Raw genomic sequence first — 15,928 nt, 5'->3', positions numbered from 1 at the left:
CTCATTGAGCTGACCAGCCGCCATCGACGGCCAACGACGTACCGGTGACAAAACTGTTGTCGCACAACCACAGCACGGCGTCGGCGACCTCGGAAGGTTCGATCAGCCTTTTCACCGCGCTGCGCTGCAGGAAGATCTGCGAAGAAACATCGGCCTCGGAGATGCCGTGCACCCGGGCCTGGTCCGCGATCTGCTTCTCCACCAACGGGGTCCGCACATATCCCGGCGCCACGCAGTTCGACGTGACACCGTGCGGAGCGCCTTCGAGAGCAGCGACCTTGGAGAACCCCTCCAGGCCGTGCTTCGCGGCGACGTAAGCGGATTTGAACGCGGACGCGCGCATCCCGTGCACGCTGGAGATGTGGACCAACCGGCCCCAGCCGCGGGTGTACATGTGCGGCAGCACGTGCCGGGTGAGACGGAACGCCGCCCCCAGCATCAGCTCGACCATCGCCGAGAAGCGCTCGGCGGGGAACTCGTGGATGGGCGCGACGTGCTGCACGCCGGCGTTGTTGACCAGGACGTCGATCTCACCGGGCAACTCGTCCACGGACCCGGTCAGGTCGAGCACGTGCCCGACGCCACCGAGCTCGTCGGCCAGCTCCAGCACCTGGGGATCGCGGTCGGCCAGGTGGACCTTGGCACCCGCCGCGGCCAGTGCGCGGGCGCAGGCCAGGCCGATGCCGCTCGCGGCTCCGGTGATCAGCGCGCTGTGACCCGTGACACTCGACATGCCGGAAACGGTAGGCGTCACGCGGGGTGATCAACATGTGGCGCGTCCACATAACGCCTGGTCGCAGGATGGCTTTAGCCAACATTTAGCGCCACGGACGCATATCTGGCAGAAAGTCGGGGTATAGGGGCGTAAGCTCCCGTCACCTGAACGGGGGAAGATCCGCACGAGGGGGCTACACCATGTCAACGACGCCTATTTACGACGACCTCCTGCGCGAGCTCGAGAGCATCGCACAGGAGGCCGGTTCGACCAGCTCGGAGCCCACGCCCGAGCCCGTCAAGTCCTAGCTACTTCGGAGGGGCGATCAGCTCAGCCGGCACCGGCTGGTCCTTGCTGATCAGGTCGAACAGCTGCGACGCCTTCTCCTTGTTCCACTGCACGACCGAGCCCGCACCGGGCACCGTCGGCGTGGACCCGACCGGCACCGTCCCGCTCGTCGCCTCGCTCATGTTGAGCGCGACGCTCGCCAGGTGCCACACGTGGTCGTCCTCGTTGACCGACACCGCTCCGGACGCCGCGTTCATCAGCGGGATGACGCGGAACGGGTTCGCGAGCGTCGCCGGGCTCTTCACCTTCTCGAAGAGCGCCGACAGGAACTTGCGCTGGTTCTGCACGCGCTGCAGGTCGGCGGTCGCGAAGGCACGGGTCCGCACGAACCCGAGCGCCTGCGGCCCGTCGAGCTCCTGGCAGCCGGCGGGCAGGTCGATGCCGGCCAGCGGGTCCTTGATCGGCTCGTCGAGGCAGATGTCGACGCCACCGACCGCGTCGACCATGTCGGAGAACCCGCCGAAGCCGATCTCCATGTAGTGGTCGATCCGCACGCCGGTCGCACCCTCGACGGTCTGCACGAGCATCTGCGGCCCGCCGAACGCGTACGCCGCGTTGACCTTGTTGCGGCCGTTCTCCGGGATCGCGACGTAGGAGTCACGCGGAATCGACAGCAGCACCGGCTTGGCGGCGCTGTTGTCCGGCAGGTGCAGCATCATGATGGTGTCGGTCCGCCGTCCGGCGGCGTCACCGGTGGCGAGCGCGTCCTTCTGCTCCTGCGTCAGGCCTTCCCTGGCGTCCGATCCGACGAGCAGCCAGGTGGTGCCCGGCGTCTCGGCGGGACGGCCCTCGTAGTCCGGCAGCGCGTTGATCCGCGTCAGCGTCGAATCGACGTAGAACCCGAATCCGACGGCACCCAGAACCAGGACGAGCAGCAGCACCAGAATGACGCGTCCCGGACGCCTCTTCTTCTTCATCGGCCGCTGCGGCGGCATGGGACGCCGCGGCTGCTGGTAGCCGTGGTGATACCCAGCGCTCATTTGTCGCCAACCCCGATCGCTTCAGTTTCGCTTTGCAACTAGGGACGCCGTTCGTCCCCTTAGGTTGCGAGGAACCTACCGGGGCGGCAGCACCAGCGCCTCGAAAAGCCGTGTGACCTCGGCGGAGGGATCGTCGGTCCAGCCCGTGTGCGCCGGTGACGTCTGCACGATCGTGCTGCGGGGCGCGGTGAGCCAGCGGAACCGCTGCCCCGCCGTCGTCCTGCTGACCGGACCGGCCTCGGCGGAGCCGTCACAGGAGTTCGTGAGGTGCTTCAGCGACGTCTCGAGCATCTCGACGTCGAGGTGCGGGTCCAGCACCCGCAGCCGGTCACCGTCCACAAAGGTCTTCGCGCACAGGAAGTCCAGCGGCGCGCAGTAGACGAGGACGCCGACGTTCATGAACTCGCCACGCTCCTGCCGCGGGACCGCCCGCAGCAGCGCGTACTCAAACACGTGCGGCACGCGCGGCCTCCAGCGAGTCGACCCAGCCGCGGTTGTGCAGGCGGTAGGTGAAGAAGTCCTTGTAGCGCTGGCGGAGTTCGGCCGGATCGCCCTCCAGCCACTCGTCGGGGACGAGCGCGAGCACCTCGTCCAGCAGCTCCGGCGTGACCTTCGCGGCCAGCTCGGCGTCCACTTCGGACAACGCGCCCGCGTTCGGCAGCATCGCGTGGTCCGACGAGTCGTAGCGGTAGTCCTTGGTGGCCGGACGCTCCTCGCTCCACGAGTAGTGGAAGTAGAGCGCGGCGCCGTGGTCGATCAGCCACGGTTCGCGGTGCCACAGCAGCATGTTCGGGTTGCGCCAGCTGCGGTCCACGTTGAGCACCAGCGCGTCGAACCACAGCAGCCGCGTCGCGAGCTCGACGCCGGGGTCGCGCACGATCGGGTTGAAGTCGAACGAGCCGGGCAGGTAGTCGAGCCCGAGGTTGAGGCCGCCGCTGGCCCGCAGCAGCTCCTGGACCTCCTGGTCGGGTTCCGCGCGCGCCAGTTCCGGGTCGAGGTGCACGAGCACGATCTCGGGTATCCGGAAGCCGAGCCGCCGCGCGAGCTCGCCGACGACGATCTCGGCGACCAGGACCTTCACGCCCTGCCCCGCGCCGCGGAACTTCACCACGTACATGCCCAGGTCGTCGGCCTCGACCAGCCCCGGCATCGACCCGCCCTCGCGGAACGGCGTCACGTACCGGGTGGCCGTGACCTCCCTCAGATGACTCACCCGCGCATGATCACACGAACGCATGCCCGAAGCCGACCAAAATAGCGCCCCAGCCACCGCCGCCGGAGACGCCTTCGCGCACCCGGTCCGGCTTGGTGAAGTGCCGTTCGAACGCGCTGTGCACCAGCTCGACGCGGGTGCCGGTGCCCTCGGGGGTGAAGGTGACCTCCACCGCGGAGGCCCGCGCCGGGTCCGGGTCGTAGTCCCAGTCACCGTCGAGGTGCCAGGCCAGCAGCAGGCGCGACGGCGGCTCCCACACCTGGACCGAACCCCAGTCGCACTCGGTGCCGTCGGTGCCGATCTCGTACCAGCGCCCGCCCTCGCGCGGTTCGACCACGACGTCCTTCAGGTCCGCCTCGCCGATGTGGTGCGCGGACGGCCACCACGTCACGAACTTCTCCGTGAACACCTTGAAGGCGTGGTCCGGCGAGGCGTTGACCAGCACCGAGCGACGTACTTCCGTCATCGTTCCTCCTCCACCACCGCAGCGAAGTTCGCGAGCGCCTGACCCCAGACGTCGTCGAGGTAGTCGCGCATCGCGGCCACCCCCGCGTGGTCGACCGAGTACCTGCGCCGGGTGCCCTCCGCCCGCACGCGGACCAGCCGTGCCTGTTTGAGCACCTTGAGGTGCTGCGACACGGCCGGCCGCGACACGGGCAGCTCGGCGGCGATCTCCCCCACCGCCCGCGGCCCTGCCGCGAGCAGTGTGAAGATCTCGCGGCGGGTCGGGTCACCGAGCGCCGCGAACGCCGTTTGGTAAGTCTCCACGAACGGTAAGTCTGAACTTACCTAAGCCTCGAAGTCAACGCACGGAAGTAAGCGGCCTGCCCCGCCTTGTTCGGGTGGTAGGAGTCGGCGGTCGGGCTGACCAGCCCGTTGATCCACGGCTCGTCCGCACACACACCGTGGTCCGCAAACGCTTCCCTCACGTCCACGTACCGCGCACCGGCGCGTTCGGCCGCATTCGCGATCTCGTCGGACAGCTGGTCAGCGGCGTCGTTGAGGGCCGCGCGCTTGACGGCGGACAAGGTCCGGCACCCGTCGTCCGGCGTGAACAGCCGCGGGTACCCGGCCACGACGAGCAGGGCGTGCGGCGACGCCTCCTTGACCGTGGCGTAGGTCGTGTCGAGCCGGCCGGGCAGCTCGGCGTGGACGAAGTCCACCGCCTCGGCGACCCTCCTGGTGCAGGCCCGGTCGCCGCTGAGCGTGCAGGTCGTCAGCACGTCGACGAACCCGAGGTCGTTGCCGCCGATGGTGATCGTGACGAACGTGGTGTTCGGCGTGAGCGCCCGGAACTGGGACCGCAGCGACTTCGTGGTCGCGCCGCTGCACGCCACGAACCGGAACGACGGGAACTCCGCGCCCTGCAGCGTCGGATAGGCGTTCGAGCTCCGGCGGCACGACGAGTCCACATAGGAACCGGCGCCCGCTCCGGACGCGTAGGAGTCGCCGAGTGCGACGTACTCCGGCGCGATCGGGGCGGGCGCCAGCAAAGCGACAGCGAGTACTCCAGCCATAAGACCCATGGGCCCGGAGTACCACTGTGGACGGTCGACCAGAAGGGAGTTAACCCAGTCGGGTAGGCAGCACGCAGACCGGGATCGCGGTCTGCAGCGCCGTTCCGGACGGGGTGATCCTGCCCGTGGCCTTGTCGACCGTGAACGACGTGACGTTGTTCGAGTTCTGGTTGGCCGCGAACAGCAACGACCCGGTCGGGTCGAACGTGATGTGCCGCGGGTACTTGCCGCCGACCGCGGTGGTGCCGACCATGGTCAGCCCGGATGCGCCGACCGCGAAGTGCGCGATGCTGTCGTGCCCGCGGTTCGACAGGTAGACGTGCTTGCCGTCCGCCGACACCAGCACCTCGGCCGGGTAGTTCGTCGGACTGCCCGACGGCACGGTCTTGAGCACCTGGCCCGGCGTGAGCTTCCCGTTCGCGTACGAGCAGGTCACGATGGTCGAGTCCAGCTCGTTCGCCACGTAGGCGGTCTTGCCGTCCGGGTGGAACGCGATGTGCCGCGGCCCTGCCCCCGGCTTGACCTTCGCCTGCGAGACCTGCGTCAGCTTCCCGGCGGCGAACGAGTAGACGAACACCGAGTCCGCGCCGAGGTCGACCGCCGCCGCGTACTTGCCGGCGTTGTCGAACACGATGTGGTGCGCGTGCGGGCCCTCCTGGCGTTCCTTGTTCGGCCCGGACCCCGTGTGCTGCACCTTCTGCGTGCGCGCGCCGAGGCTGCCGTCCGCGTTGACCGGGAAGACGCTCAGGGACCCCGACGAGTAGTCCGCCGTGATCAGGAACTTCCCGGACGGGTCGAGCGTCAGGTGGCACGGGTCGGCGCCGCCGGTCGCCTGCTTGTTGATCACCTTGAGCGTGGCCGCGTTGATCGCGGTGACCTCGCCCTTGGTGTTCTCGTTGACGGCGTAGAGGAACCTGCCGTCCCGTGACTCGATCACGAACGACGGGTTGACCACGCCCGAGATCACGCCGGTCGTCTTCAGCTGCCCGGTCGCGGAGTCGTAGGTGCCGATGCCGATGCCCTTGGCGCCACCGCTCCACGTCGTGTAGGCGCCGAAGAACACTCTCCGCGTGGCGGCTGCCGCCTCAGCGGTTCCTCCGGTCATCAGCAGTCCAGCTCCTACGCCCATGGCTCCGAGAAAACGTCGCCGACCAACACCCACGTCCGCACCTCCGGAATGCACTTTGCGGCGGCGGCGCAGCCCACACTGGCCCAGACCACTACGGCCAGGCAATAGGTGCAATCAAGATTGCGCCTAACGCAACGGGTCGGCGAAGATCAGCCGGGCCTTCTCGGCCTCGATGTCGTAGGCGGGCGGCGGGAACTTCGGGTCCATCTCGCGCATGGTCTCCAGCAGCAACCTGCTGATCGCCCAGTTCCGGTACCACTTGCGGTCCGACGGCACGGCGTACCAGGGCGTGGCGGAGCAGTTCTTCAACGCCTGCGTGTAGGCGTCCTGGTACTTGGACCACTTCGAGCGCGAGTCGATGTCGGCCGGGTTGTACTTCCAGTGTTTCTGCGGGTCGTCCAGGCGCGCGAGCAGCCGTTCCTTCTGGACCTCCGGCGAGATGTTGAGGAAGCACTTGACGACCGTGATGCCGCCGTCCGCGAGCTCCTTCTCGAACGCGTTGATCTCCTTGTAACGCCCGCGAATCTCCGCGGCCGTCAGCAGGCGTTCTACTTTGGGCACCAGGACGTCCTCGTAGTGGGAGCGGTCGAACGCCCCGATGCGGCCCTTCTCCGGCAGGACCTTCCTGATGCGCGTCAGGAAGTGCTGACGCCGTTCGGCGGGAGTCGGTTTCTTGAACGACGCGATGCGCACGCCCTGGGGGTTCACCAGGCCGACGACGTGGCGGACCACGCCACCCTTGCCCGCGGTGTCCATCCCCTGCAGGACCAGCAGCACCGCGCGAGAATTCTCCGCGTACAGCGCCTCCTGCAGGGTGTCCAGCTCGGTCCCGGTGGCGACCAGGTCCTCGGCCGCCTCCTTCTTGTTCTTGGGACCGACCGGGCGGCCTGCAGGGTCGAGGGTGGAGAGATCCACCTCATCGAGTCGCAGAGCCTCACGAACCGACTTCTTCACCATCACCTGACCGTAGCGATTCACCGCCGATTCCGCCCGCTGTGCAAAGTTCAGCCACTGATTGATGAATCTACGCAACGAACTGAGGCAGTGCGCAACGCTTCACGGTCGATATCGCTTGTCCAGGACCCTAGCCTTGGAGGATGACCGCCATCGCTGAGCACAACACCACCACCAGCGCTGATTACGTCGCCCTCGATGAGGAATGGAGCACGCACAACTACCACCCGCTGCCGGTGGTCATCTCGCACGGCGAGGGTTCGTGGGTCACCGACGTCGAGGGACGCCGCTACCTGGACTTCCTGTCCGGTTACTCGTCGCTGAACTTCGGGCACCGCCACCCCGCCCTGGTGGCCGCCGCCGTCGAGCAGCTCGGCCGCGTCACGCTGACCAGCCGCGCGTTCCACCACGACCAGTTCGGCCTGTTCTGCCGTGAGCTCGCAAGCCTGACCGGCACCGAGATGGTGCTCGCGATGAACTCCGGCGCCGAGGCCGTCGAGTCCGCGATCAAGGTCGCGCGCAAGTGGGCCTACCAGGTCAAGCACGTGCCGGAAGGCACGGCGGAGATCATCGTCGCGGGGTCCAACTTCCACGGCCGCACGACGACGATCGTGTCGTTCTCGACCGACGAGACCGCGCGCAACGACTTCGGGCCGTTCACGCCCGGCTTCAAGGTCGTCAAGTACGGGGCGCTGGACGAGATCGAGTCCGCGATCTCCCCGCGCACGGCCGCCGTGCTGCTGGAGCCGATCCAGGGCGAGGCCGGCGTGGTCGTGCCGCCCGCCGGGTACCTGGCCGGGATCCGCCGCCTGTGCGACGAGAACAACGTGCTGATGATCGCCGACGAGATCCAGTCCGGCCTCGGCCGCACCGGCGAGCTGTTCGCGCTCGACCACGAGGGGGTGCGCGCCGACCTCTACACGCTCGGCAAGGCCCTCGGCGGCGGCATCCTGCCGGTGTCCGCGGTGGTCGGTTCGCGCGCGGTGCTGGGCGTGCTGAAGCCCGGTGAGCACGGGTCGACGTTCGGCGGCAACCCGCTCGCCTGCGCCGTGGGCCGCGCGGTCGTGAGGCTGCTCGCGACCGGCGAGTTCCAGCAGCGCTCGCGGGAGATGGGTGCGTACCTGCACGCGGAGCTGAACAAGCTGGTCGGTCACGGGGTGGCCGAGGTGCGCGGGCGCGGGCTGTGGGCCGGTGTCGAGATCGCGCCGGGCGGTCCGGTCGGCCGGGCCGCGTCCGAGGCGCTCGCCACGCGTGGGGTGCTGTGCAAGGAGACGCACGCGTCCACGTTGCGCGTCGCGCCGCCGTTGGTGATCACGCGGGACGAGGTCGACCTGGGTGTCCGGGCGATCGCCGAAGTCGTTCGTCCCGTTTAGGGTGATTTTCGTTCGTGGCTAGGTCACAAATGCGGCGGACGGGCCACGTGGTTCGTCCGCCGCAGGCATGATGACTCTTATGGGTGAACGGGTTCGCGCTGAGGCCGCTGCCGCTTTGGGCCGTTGGGTTGAGCCGGAAGAGGTCTACGCGCAGGGACGCGCACTGCGGTCCTCAGTGGACTTCAAGGCGCACCGCGCGATGTCGCTGGCCGCCTCCCGCCCGTCCGTTCTGGAGTTCCTGCGCGCCAGCAACAAGGGGCGATTGGAAAACCTGATCCCGCTGCGGATCGGGCGGATGCTCGAGAACCCGTTCGCGTTCTTCCGCGGCTCGGCCGGGCTGCAGGCGGGCGACCTCGCCGCCGGGTGCGCGACCGGGCTTCACGCTCAGTTGTGCGGTGATGCACACGCAGCGAACTTCGGTCTCTACGGCACGCCCGAGGGCCAGATCGTCATGGACATCAACGACTTCGACGAGACGCTGCCCGGCCCGTGGGAGTGGGACCTCAAGCGGCTCGTCGCCTCGCTGGTGCTGGCGGGCCGCGTCGGTGGCGTGTCGGACAAGGGCTGCCGCGACGCCGCCGAGGACGCCGTGAGCGCGTACCGGGGCACGATCCGGCACCTCGCGGAGATCCCGTTCCTGGACTCGTGGACCGCGCTGGGCGACGAGTCGACGCTGTCGAAGGTCAAGGCCGACGACCTGATCAACGACTTCTCCAAGGCCGCCGAGAAGTCCCGCAAGAACACCAGCGCCCGGTTCGCCGCGAAGTGGACCGAGCACGACGGCGAGAAGTGGCGGTTCATCACGAACCCGCCCACGTTCACCGAGGCCACTCCCCCGACCGCCGCGGCGGTGATCGCCTCGCTGCCGTCCTACGTGGACACCCTGCGCGAGTCGCGGACCAACCTGATCATGCGCTACGGCGTGTCGGACGTGGCGTTCCGCGTCGTCGGCACCGGCAGCGTCGGCCTGCGCAACTACCTGATCCTGTTGCACGGCAACGGCTCCGAGGCGCTCGTGCTGCAGGCGAAGGAGGCCAGGCCGTCGGCTCTGCAGCCGTTCCTGGACGTCGAGCCCGCCAAACACGAGGGCAAGCGGATCGTGCACGGCGCGCGGCTCGTGCAGGCGGAGACGGACATCCTGCTGGGCTGGACGACGATCGAGGGCCGGCACTTCATCGTGCGGCAGTTCCGCAACCGCAAGGGCGAGATCGACGCGACCACGCTGAAGCGCGACGACCTCGACGACTACGGCCGCTTCGCCGGCGCCCTGCTGGCTCGCGCGCACACGCGTTCCCTGGACCCGCGGCTGCTGGCCGGGTACTTCCAGAACGGCGGCGGCAACGACCTGGACGAGGCGTTCGCCAAGTACGCGTTCGACTACGCCGACCAGACCGAGGCGGACCACGCCGAGCTGGCCAAGCTGGTCAAGAACGGCAAGCTGCCCGCCGTCGTCGAGGACCGCTGACGCGCCTTCGGGCCCTCGCCGCGGAGTTGACCTAGCCTGGCGGTATGAAGATCCGCCGCGCCGCCTCCGCCGACGACGTGTTCGCCGCCGCGCACCTGTTCGACGCGCCGCCGCGGCCGGACGCGACCACCCGGTTCCTGGCGCAGGATCACAGCCACCTGCTGATCGCCTACGTCGACGACCGGCCGGCCGGGTTCGTGTCCGGGGTCGAGACCACGCACCCGGACAAGGGCACCGAGATGTTCCTGTACGAGCTGGGTGTGGACGACATGTTCCTGCGCCGCGGCATCGGCACCGCGCTCGTGGAGGCGCTGAGAACCCTTGCGGCGGAACGGGGTTGTTACGCGATGTGGACCGGCACCGCCGCGGGTGACACGGCGGCGCAGGCCACGTACAAGAAGGCGGGCGGGTCGGTCGACGACGGCGCCTTCGTCAGCTGGGACCTGACCTAGGTCCAGACGGGTTCGTCCACTTCGGACACCTTGCCGTCCGCGCGGAAGTGCAGGAACCGGTCGAACGACTTCGCGAACCACCGGTCGTGCGTGACCGCGACGACCGTGCCCTCGAAGTCGTTCAGCGCGTTCTGCAACGCCTCCGCCGACGCGAGGTCCAGGTTGTCCGTCGGCTCGTCGAGCAGCAGCAGCGTCGCCCCGGACAGCTCCAGCAGCAGGATCTGGAACCGCGCCTGCTGCCCGCCGGACAGGTTCTCGAACCGCTGGTCGCCCGCCTGGTGCAGGCCGTAGCGCTGCAGCACCGACATCGCGGCACCCCGGTCCTTGCCGGGACGCTGGCCCTCGCCGTGCCAGAGGATGTCCACGAGCGTGCGCCCGAGCCACTCCGGGTGCTCGTGCGTCTGGGCGAACAGGCCGGCGACCACCCGTGCGCCGAGCTTCCACTTGCCGGTCGTGCGGACGTCGTCGCCGCCGAGCAGCCGCAGGAAGTGGCTCTTGCCGGAGCCGTTCGAGCCCAGCACCGCGACCCGGTCGCCGAAGAAGATCTCCTGCGAGAACGGCTTCATCAGCCCGGTCAGCTCGAGCGCCTCGCACGTGATCGCGCGCACGCCCGTGCGACCGCCCTTGAGCCTCGGGGTGACCTTCTCGTCCTGGGGGATCTCCGGCGGCGGGCCCGCCTGCTCGTACCGTTCGAGGCGCGCGGCCATGACCCGGTACTTCTGCGCCATCACCTCGGAGGACTTGGCCAGCTGCTGGAGCGTGCGGACGAGGTCCTTGAGCCGCTCGTGCTCCTCGTTCCAGCGCCGGTGGTCCTCCAGCAGCCTTTCGATGCGTTTCGCACGGGCGCCGTGCCACGTCCCGAACGAGCCCGCGTGCGTCCAGGTGGTGTGCGCCTCGACCGTGACGACGTGCGTGGCGGCGGTGGACAGCAGCTCGCGGTCGTGGCTGACGACGAGAACGGCCTTGTCGGTGGCCTTGAGCCGCTCTTCGAGCCAGCGCTTGCCGGGGACGTCGAGGTAGTTGTCGGGCTCGTCGAGCAGCAGGACCTGCTCGTGGCCGCGCAGCAGCGTTTCGAGGACCAGCCGCTTCTGCTCGCCGCCGGAGAGCGTGCGCACCTCGCGGAACCGGGCCCGGTCGTAGGGCAGGCCCAGGGCGGCGACGGTGACGGTGTCCCAGAGGACCTCGATGTCGTACCCGCCGGCCTCGCCGTAGTTCGTGAGGGCGTTCGCGTACCGCATCTGGGCGGCCTCGTCGTCGGTGTCCATCAACGCGAGCTCGGCGTCGTCGAGCTCCTTCGCGGCCTCCCGCAGCGCCGCGGGGGCGACGGACAGCAACAGGTCGCGCACCAGGCTGTCGTCGCGGACCGAGCCGATGAACTGCGGCATCACCGCGAGCCCGCCCTGCACGTGCACGCTGCCCTGCTTCGGGGTGAGCTCCCCCGACAAGATCCGTTGCAGCGTCGTCTTGCCGGCACCGTTCGCACCGACGAGCGCGACCACGGTCCCGCCGCTCACCTTGAACGAGACGTCGCGGAACAGTTCCCTGCCGTCAGGCAGGACGTACGCGAGCCCGTTCGCTTCCAGATAACCCACGCCGGTGATGGTCGGGGGTAGATCGCCCCGGCGCCAGTGAGTTTCCGGTCACCGCAGGCGCAGCGGGTACCTGCGCAGCACCAGCACACCTGCCGTGACCAGCAGGCACTGGAACGCGGGGCCGAACGCGCCGATCACCGTCAACAGCACCGCGAGGCCGCCGAAGACGAGCAGGAGGGAGTAGAAGAGCCAGGGCCGGACCTGGCGGTTCATCGTGCGGGCGAGCCTGGGCTCGTCCGCGAGCAGCCGCTGTTCGATCTCCTCTAGCGAGCGGCGTTCGGCTTCACTCAGCATGGGTGCCTCCGGAGGACGTCGGGACGTCATCATTCCCGCCCGCCACCAGTGGATACTCGAACGCCGCCGGAGTCAAACCCGAGACAGCGCGACCAATCGGCTGACAGCCCGCAGATACTTCTTGCGGTAACCCCCGCGCAGCATCTCGTCGGTGAACAGCTCCGACAGCGGCTGCCCCGACACGGCCACCGGGATGTCGCGGTCGTAGAGCCTGTCGCCGAACGCCACGAGCCGCAGCCCGACGCTCTGGTCCGGCGCCGGCTTGACGTCCTTGAGGTGCACCGCGGTGACGCCGTCGAGCAGCCGGCCGTACTTCGACGGGTGGATGCGGGCGAGCGCCTTGCAGAGGTCGTCGAAGTCGTCGAGCGTCGAGCCCTCGGTGTTAGAGGCTCTAACGATCAGATCGGTGTCTGAAATCGGTGACGGGGCCTCCGGCAGGCCGCGGTGGCGGTAGTCTGGGCCGTCGACGCGCACGACGTCGAACTTCGAGGACATCGACTGGATCTCGCGCAGGAAGTCGGCGGCGGCGAACCGGCCCTCGCCGAGCTTGTCCGGCAGGGTGTTCGAGGTGGCGGCGACGTGCACGCCCGCCCCGATCAGCTCCTTGATCAGCCGGGTGACGAGCATGGTGTCGCCGGGGTCGTCGAGCTCGAACTCGTCGATGGCGAGGAGCTTGTGACCGCTCAGCCGCCTGACCGCCTCGGGGAACGTCAGCACACCGACCATGTTCGTCAGCTCGACGAACGTGCCGTACGCCTTCGGGCCCGGCACGGCGTGCCAGAGCGAGGCGAGCAGGTGGGTCTTGCCGACGCCGAAACCGCCGTCGAGGTAGAGGCCGAGCTTGCCCGCCTCCTCCTCGCGGGAACCGAACAGCGACCACTTCTTGCGGCGGGCGCTGACCCGTGCGGCGAACAGGCGCCCGGACTCGACCGCGGCGGCCTGCGAGGGCTCGTCCGGGTTCGGGATGTAGGTGTCGAAGCTGACCGTGTCGAACCTGGGTGGCGGCACCAGGTTCTCGATCAGTTCGTCTGGACTGATCTGGGGATCCCGGTCCGACAAGCGCATGCCGGGAGCTTATCGGCGTGATGGGATGGCTCAGTGGAGATGTTGTGGCCCTCACCGGGCGTTGAGATGACCGACACAGCCCTGGAGTCCCTGTACGGCTATCCGGACGACCGGACGTGGGTCACCGCGAACTTCGTGTCCAGCGTGGACGGTGCGGTGTCGGTCGACGGACGTTCCGAGGGGCTGGGGTCGCCCGCGGACCGCAAGATCTACCTGCTGGGGCGCGAGCTCGCCGACGTCGTGATGGTGGGCGCCGCCACCGTGCTGATCGAGGGGTACCGGGGTGCGAAGCGCGCCAGGCCGTTGCCGATCGCGGTGGTGACGACCCGCGGGTCGCTGACGCCGGACCTGCCGCTGTTCACCGACACCGCCGTGCCGCCGATCGTGATCACCTGCGAGGCCGCGCGGATGCCGTCGCTGCCCGCGGAGGTGATCATCGCCGGGGACGCCGAGGTCGACCTGGGGGTGGCGGTCACCGAGCTCGCGGCACGCGGGTTGCACCGGATCAACCTCGAAGGCGGGCCGCGGTTGTTCGGGTCGATGGTGGCCCGCGGGCTGGTGGACGGGCTGAACCTGACGGTGGCGCCGGTGCTGGCGGTGGGTGACTCGTCGCGGATCGCGCACGGTTCGGTGATCCCGCCGGTGGATCTGACCCTCGCGTCGGTGCTGCGCGCGGACGACGTGCTGTTGCTGCGGTACCAGCGGCGAAATTCCAGCTGAGGAGGCAGGATGTGCGCGTGGACCTACCGCTGACACCGCCGCTGCAGCCGATGCTCGCCACCGCGGTGGACGGGATCCCGGACGACGCGAACCTGTTCTTCGAACCGAAGTGGGACGGGTTCCGCTGCGTGGTGTTCCGCTCCGGCGACGAGGTGCTGCTGCAGTCGCGCAGCGGGAAACCGCTCAACCGCTACTTCCCCGAGGTCGTCGCCTCGATGCTCGACGTGCTGCCCGATCGCGTGGTCGTCGACGGCGAACTCGTGGTGGCGAAGAACGACGAGCTGGACTTCGACGCGTTGTCCGAGCGCATCCACCCGGCCGCCTCGCGGGTGACCATGCTGTCGGAGTCGACGCCGGCCACGTTCGTCGCGTTCGACCTGCTGGCGCTGGGGTCCGAGGTGCTGCTGGAGCAGCCGACCATCGCGCGCCGCGAGGCGTTGCTGAAGCTGCCGGGGCTGAACGTGACGCCCGCGACGACGTCCGTCGAGACGGCGCGGCAGTGGTTCACGCTGTTCGAGGGCGCGGGGCTGGACGGCGTGATGGGCAAGCCGTCGGACGGGCCGTACACGCCGGGCAAGCGTTCGATGATCAAGGTGAAGCACGCCCGCACCGCCGACGTCGTGCTCGCCGGTCTGCGCTGGCACAAGGACACCGAGCCCGGCACGGCGGTCGGCTCGTTGCTGCTCGGCGTCTACGACTCGAACGACCTGCTGCACCACATCGGCGTCTGCGGCTCGTTCAAGGCGGCCGAACGCCGTGAGCTGGCCGCCGAGCTGGCGCCGTTGATCACCACGGGCGACCACCCGTGGGCGAACCCCGTGCCGGGCCAGCGGATCCCCGGCGAGATCAACCGGTGGCGCGGCAAGCAGGCCGAGTACGTGGCACTGCGGCCGGAGCGGGTGCTGGAGATCCACTACACGCAGACCGAGGGCGAGCACCCCGTGCGGCTGCGGCACAACGGCCAGTTCGCGCGGTGGCGGCCGGACCGCGAGCCCCTGTCGTGCCGCTACGACCAGCTGGAGATCCCGGCCCGCTACGACGTGGCGTCGGTGCTCAAGGGCGAGCTGCGGGCCCGTTAGACGTCGGGCTTGGCCGACCTCGTCGCTCCGACCGACGCGATCACCACACAGCACACGGCGACCCACTGCGTCAGCGTGAGGTGTTCGCCGAGCAGCGCCAGTCCCGCGACCGCGGCGACCGCCGGCTCCAGCGACATCAGGATCCCGAAGACGCGCGGCGGCATGCGCCGCAACGCCTCCAGCTCCAGCGAGTACGGGATCACCGACGACATCAGCGCGACCGCGAACGCCGCCGCGAGCACGACCGGGTCGAGCAGCGCCGTGCCGGCCGACCCGATGCCGAACGGCAGCGCGATCACCGCGCCGACCACCATCGCGAGCGCGAGCCCCTTGCCGTCGTTCGTCTGGCTGCCGAGCTTGGCCGTCACCAGGATGTACCCGGCCCAGCACGTGCCCGCGGCCAGCGCGAACAGCACGCCCGTCCACAGCAGACCGCCCTGCACGCCCGTGAGCAGCACGACGCCGGCGCCCGCCAGCAGCACCCACAGGCCGTCGAGCCAGCGGCGTGAGCCCGCCACCGCCACCGCGAGCGGCCCGAGGAACTCGATCGTGACGGCCGCGCCGAGCGGGATGCGTTCGATCGACGCGTAGAAGCAGAGGTTCATCGCCGCGAGCACCGCGCCGTAGGTGAGGACGACGACGAGGGTGCGGCGGTCCAGCCTGAGCACGGGCCGCCAGATCGTGACCAGCACCAGCGCGGCGAAGAGCAGGCGCAACGTCACCGTGCCCGCCGAGCCCGCGACCACGAACAGCTGCTTCGCGACGGCCGCGCCGACCTGCACGCTGACGATGCCCAGCAGCACGAGCGCCGTCGGCGGGATGCCGCCCATGAGACGGGCGACGGGCAGCCGGTCGGCGTGATCCATGTCCCCCATCCTGACTCACTGTGCCCTCCCAGGAACGGGACAAGCCTCGAAGGTGAGTCAGGGCGCAAAGGACGCGCCCTGACTCACCTTGTTCTCACCTTTCACATGCGAGGCTCAGGCTCCCGGAGTGTGAACGAGAGTGAGGAATTCTGTGCGTCGCGCTGCC

18 protein-coding genes are annotated in these 15,928 nt (G+C 69.1%); 5 read left to right on the top strand and 13 right to left on the bottom strand.

Going from position 1 to position 15,928, the window contains the following annotated elements; all coding sequences use genetic code 11:
* Position 1 precedes the first annotated feature (1 nt).
* From ACSHWB_RS25900 to ACSHWB_RS25860, 9 genes are all read right to left on the bottom strand, one after another.
* Positions 2–733 (bottom strand): 3-hydroxybutyrate dehydrogenase, encoded by a 732-nt coding sequence (locus ACSHWB_RS25900; RefSeq protein WP_439655870.1) that lies wholly within the window; start codon positions 731–733, stop codon positions 2–4.
* A gap of 290 nt (positions 734–1,023) precedes the next feature.
* Positions 1,024–2,043 carry an LCP family protein gene (locus tag ACSHWB_RS25895; protein WP_439655869.1) on the bottom strand — a complete coding sequence of 340 codons (1,020 nt, stop codon included), beginning with the start codon at positions 2,041–2,043 and terminating at the stop codon, positions 1,024–1,026.
* Positions 2,044–2,118: 75 nt separating this feature from the next.
* Positions 2,119–2,505 carry a DUF3037 domain-containing protein gene (locus ACSHWB_RS25890; RefSeq protein WP_439655868.1) on the bottom strand — a complete coding sequence of 129 codons (387 nt, stop codon included), beginning with the start codon at positions 2,503–2,505 and terminating at the stop codon, positions 2,119–2,121.
* A complete protein-coding gene (locus ACSHWB_RS25885; RefSeq protein ID WP_439655867.1) occupies positions 2,489–3,256 on the bottom strand; it encodes a HipA family kinase in 768 nt (255 codons plus the stop codon). The genes ACSHWB_RS25890 and ACSHWB_RS25885 overlap by 17 nt, the downstream gene beginning before the upstream one ends.
* Positions 3,257–3,266: 10 nt before the next feature.
* Positions 3,267–3,722, bottom strand: coding sequence for an SRPBCC family protein (locus ACSHWB_RS25880; RefSeq protein WP_439655866.1), 456 nt, complete (start codon positions 3,720–3,722; stop codon positions 3,267–3,269).
* Positions 3,719–4,024, bottom strand: coding sequence for an ArsR/SmtB family transcription factor (locus ACSHWB_RS25875; RefSeq protein ID WP_439655865.1), 306 nt, complete (start codon positions 4,022–4,024; stop codon positions 3,719–3,721). The genes ACSHWB_RS25880 and ACSHWB_RS25875 overlap by 4 nt, the downstream gene beginning before the upstream one ends.
* 17 nt (positions 4,025–4,041) lie before the next feature.
* Entirely contained in the window at positions 4,042–4,773 is a 732-nt protein-coding gene (locus ACSHWB_RS25870) for an SGNH/GDSL hydrolase family protein (RefSeq protein WP_439655864.1), read from the bottom strand.
* Positions 4,774–4,822: 49 nt separating this feature from the next.
* Positions 4,823–5,878 (bottom strand): lactonase family protein, encoded by a 1,056-nt coding sequence (locus tag ACSHWB_RS25865; protein WP_439655863.1) that lies wholly within the window; start codon positions 5,876–5,878, stop codon positions 4,823–4,825.
* A gap of 150 nt (positions 5,879–6,028) precedes the next feature.
* Positions 6,029–6,859, bottom strand: a complete 831-nt coding sequence (locus ACSHWB_RS25860) for a PPK2 family polyphosphate kinase (RefSeq protein WP_439655862.1) — start codon at positions 6,857–6,859, stop codon at positions 6,029–6,031.
* Between the two features lie 140 nt (positions 6,860–6,999).
* Here ACSHWB_RS25860 and rocD point away from each other — a divergent pair, with 140 nt between their 5' ends.
* The 3 genes from rocD (at position 7,000) to ACSHWB_RS25845 (ending at position 10,146) form a co-directional block, all read left to right on the top strand.
* Positions 7,000–8,229 carry an ornithine--oxo-acid transaminase gene (gene rocD / locus ACSHWB_RS25855; RefSeq protein WP_439655861.1) on the top strand — a complete coding sequence of 410 codons (1,230 nt, stop codon included), beginning with the start codon at positions 7,000–7,002 and terminating at the stop codon, positions 8,227–8,229.
* A gap of 79 nt (positions 8,230–8,308) precedes the next feature.
* Entirely contained in the window at positions 8,309–9,694 is a 1,386-nt protein-coding gene (locus ACSHWB_RS25850; protein ID WP_439655860.1) for a DUF2252 domain-containing protein, read from the top strand.
* Positions 9,695–9,738: 44 nt separating this feature from the next.
* Positions 9,739–10,146: a GNAT family N-acetyltransferase gene (locus tag ACSHWB_RS25845; RefSeq protein ID WP_439655859.1), complete on the top strand. Its 408-nt coding sequence runs from the start codon at positions 9,739–9,741 to the stop codon at positions 10,144–10,146.
* On the opposite strand, the gene ACSHWB_RS25840 is transcribed toward ACSHWB_RS25845, so the two are convergent.
* The 3 genes from ACSHWB_RS25840 to zapE form a co-directional block, all read right to left on the bottom strand.
* Entirely contained in the window at positions 10,143–11,738 is a 1,596-nt protein-coding gene (locus tag ACSHWB_RS25840; protein WP_439655858.1) for an ABC-F family ATP-binding cassette domain-containing protein, read from the bottom strand. The genes ACSHWB_RS25845 and ACSHWB_RS25840 overlap by 4 nt on opposite strands.
* A gap of 48 nt (positions 11,739–11,786) precedes the next feature.
* Positions 11,787–12,032, bottom strand: coding sequence for a DUF3040 domain-containing protein (locus ACSHWB_RS25835; protein WP_439655857.1), 246 nt, complete (start codon positions 12,030–12,032; stop codon positions 11,787–11,789).
* Positions 12,033–12,104: 72 nt separating this feature from the next.
* Entirely contained in the window at positions 12,105–13,097 is a 993-nt protein-coding gene (gene zapE / locus ACSHWB_RS25830) for a cell division protein ZapE (RefSeq protein ID WP_439655856.1), read from the bottom strand.
* 66 nt (positions 13,098–13,163) lie between these two features.
* Between zapE and ACSHWB_RS25825 the strand changes: the two genes are divergently transcribed.
* The gene (locus ACSHWB_RS25825; protein ID WP_439655855.1) at positions 13,164–13,817 is read left to right on the top strand and encodes a dihydrofolate reductase family protein; all 654 of its coding nucleotides are present in this window, start codon (positions 13,164–13,166) and stop codon (positions 13,815–13,817) included.
* Between the two features lie 17 nt (positions 13,818–13,834).
* Complete coding sequence (locus tag ACSHWB_RS25820) at positions 13,835–14,896, top strand: ATP-dependent DNA ligase (protein ID WP_439655854.1); 1,062 nt, start codon at positions 13,835–13,837, stop codon at positions 14,894–14,896.
* Here ACSHWB_RS25820 and ACSHWB_RS25815 read toward each other — a convergent pair.
* Positions 14,893–15,762, bottom strand: coding sequence for an EamA family transporter (locus ACSHWB_RS25815; RefSeq protein ID WP_439655853.1), 870 nt, complete (start codon positions 15,760–15,762; stop codon positions 14,893–14,895). The genes ACSHWB_RS25820 and ACSHWB_RS25815 overlap by 4 nt on opposite strands.
* Between the last annotated feature and the right edge of the window lie 166 nt (positions 15,763–15,928).

The organism is Lentzea sp. HUAS TT2, assembly GCF_051853195.1.
Classification (GTDB): domain Bacteria; phylum Actinomycetota; class Actinomycetes; order Mycobacteriales; family Pseudonocardiaceae; genus Lentzea.
Note: the sequence above shows the minus strand (reverse complement) of the source record. Positions and strands in the feature narration are given on the sequence as shown.

What these genes read in the sequence shown, in the direction of transcription:
- ACSHWB_RS25860 (WP_439655862.1), bottom strand. Translation starts at nt 6,859, where the DNA reads ATGGTGAAGAAGTCGGTTCGTGAGGCTCTGCGACTCGATGAGGTGGAT.
- zapE (WP_439655856.1), bottom strand. Translation starts at nt 13,097, where the DNA reads ATGCGCTTGTCGGACCGGGATCCCCAGATCAGTCCAGACGAACTGATC.
- ACSHWB_RS25850 (WP_439655860.1), top strand. Translation starts at nt 8,309, where the DNA reads ATGGGTGAACGGGTTCGCGCTGAGGCCGCTGCCGCTTTGGGCCGTTGG.
- ACSHWB_RS25865 (WP_439655863.1), bottom strand. Translation starts at nt 5,878, where the DNA reads ATGACCGGAGGAACCGCTGAGGCGGCAGCCGCCACGCGGAGAGTGTTC.
- ACSHWB_RS25825 (WP_439655855.1), top strand. Translation starts at nt 13,164, where the DNA reads ATGACCGACACAGCCCTGGAGTCCCTGTACGGCTATCCGGACGACCGG.
- rocD (WP_439655861.1), top strand. Translation starts at nt 7,000, where the DNA reads ATGACCGCCATCGCTGAGCACAACACCACCACCAGCGCTGATTACGTC.
- ACSHWB_RS25845 (WP_439655859.1), top strand. Translation starts at nt 9,739, where the DNA reads ATGAAGATCCGCCGCGCCGCCTCCGCCGACGACGTGTTCGCCGCCGCG.
- ACSHWB_RS25835 (WP_439655857.1), bottom strand. Translation starts at nt 12,032, where the DNA reads ATGCTGAGTGAAGCCGAACGCCGCTCGCTAGAGGAGATCGAACAGCGG.
- ACSHWB_RS25815 (WP_439655853.1), bottom strand. Translation starts at nt 15,762, where the DNA reads ATGGATCACGCCGACCGGCTGCCCGTCGCCCGTCTCATGGGCGGCATC.
- ACSHWB_RS25895 (WP_439655869.1), bottom strand. Translation starts at nt 2,043, where the DNA reads ATGAGCGCTGGGTATCACCACGGCTACCAGCAGCCGCGGCGTCCCATG.
- ACSHWB_RS25870 (WP_439655864.1), bottom strand. Translation starts at nt 4,773, where the DNA reads ATGGCTGGAGTACTCGCTGTCGCTTTGCTGGCGCCCGCCCCGATCGCG.
- ACSHWB_RS25900 (WP_439655870.1), bottom strand. Translation starts at nt 733, where the DNA reads ATGTCGAGTGTCACGGGTCACAGCGCGCTGATCACCGGAGCCGCGAGC.
- ACSHWB_RS25880 (WP_439655866.1), bottom strand. Translation starts at nt 3,722, where the DNA reads ATGACGGAAGTACGTCGCTCGGTGCTGGTCAACGCCTCGCCGGACCAC.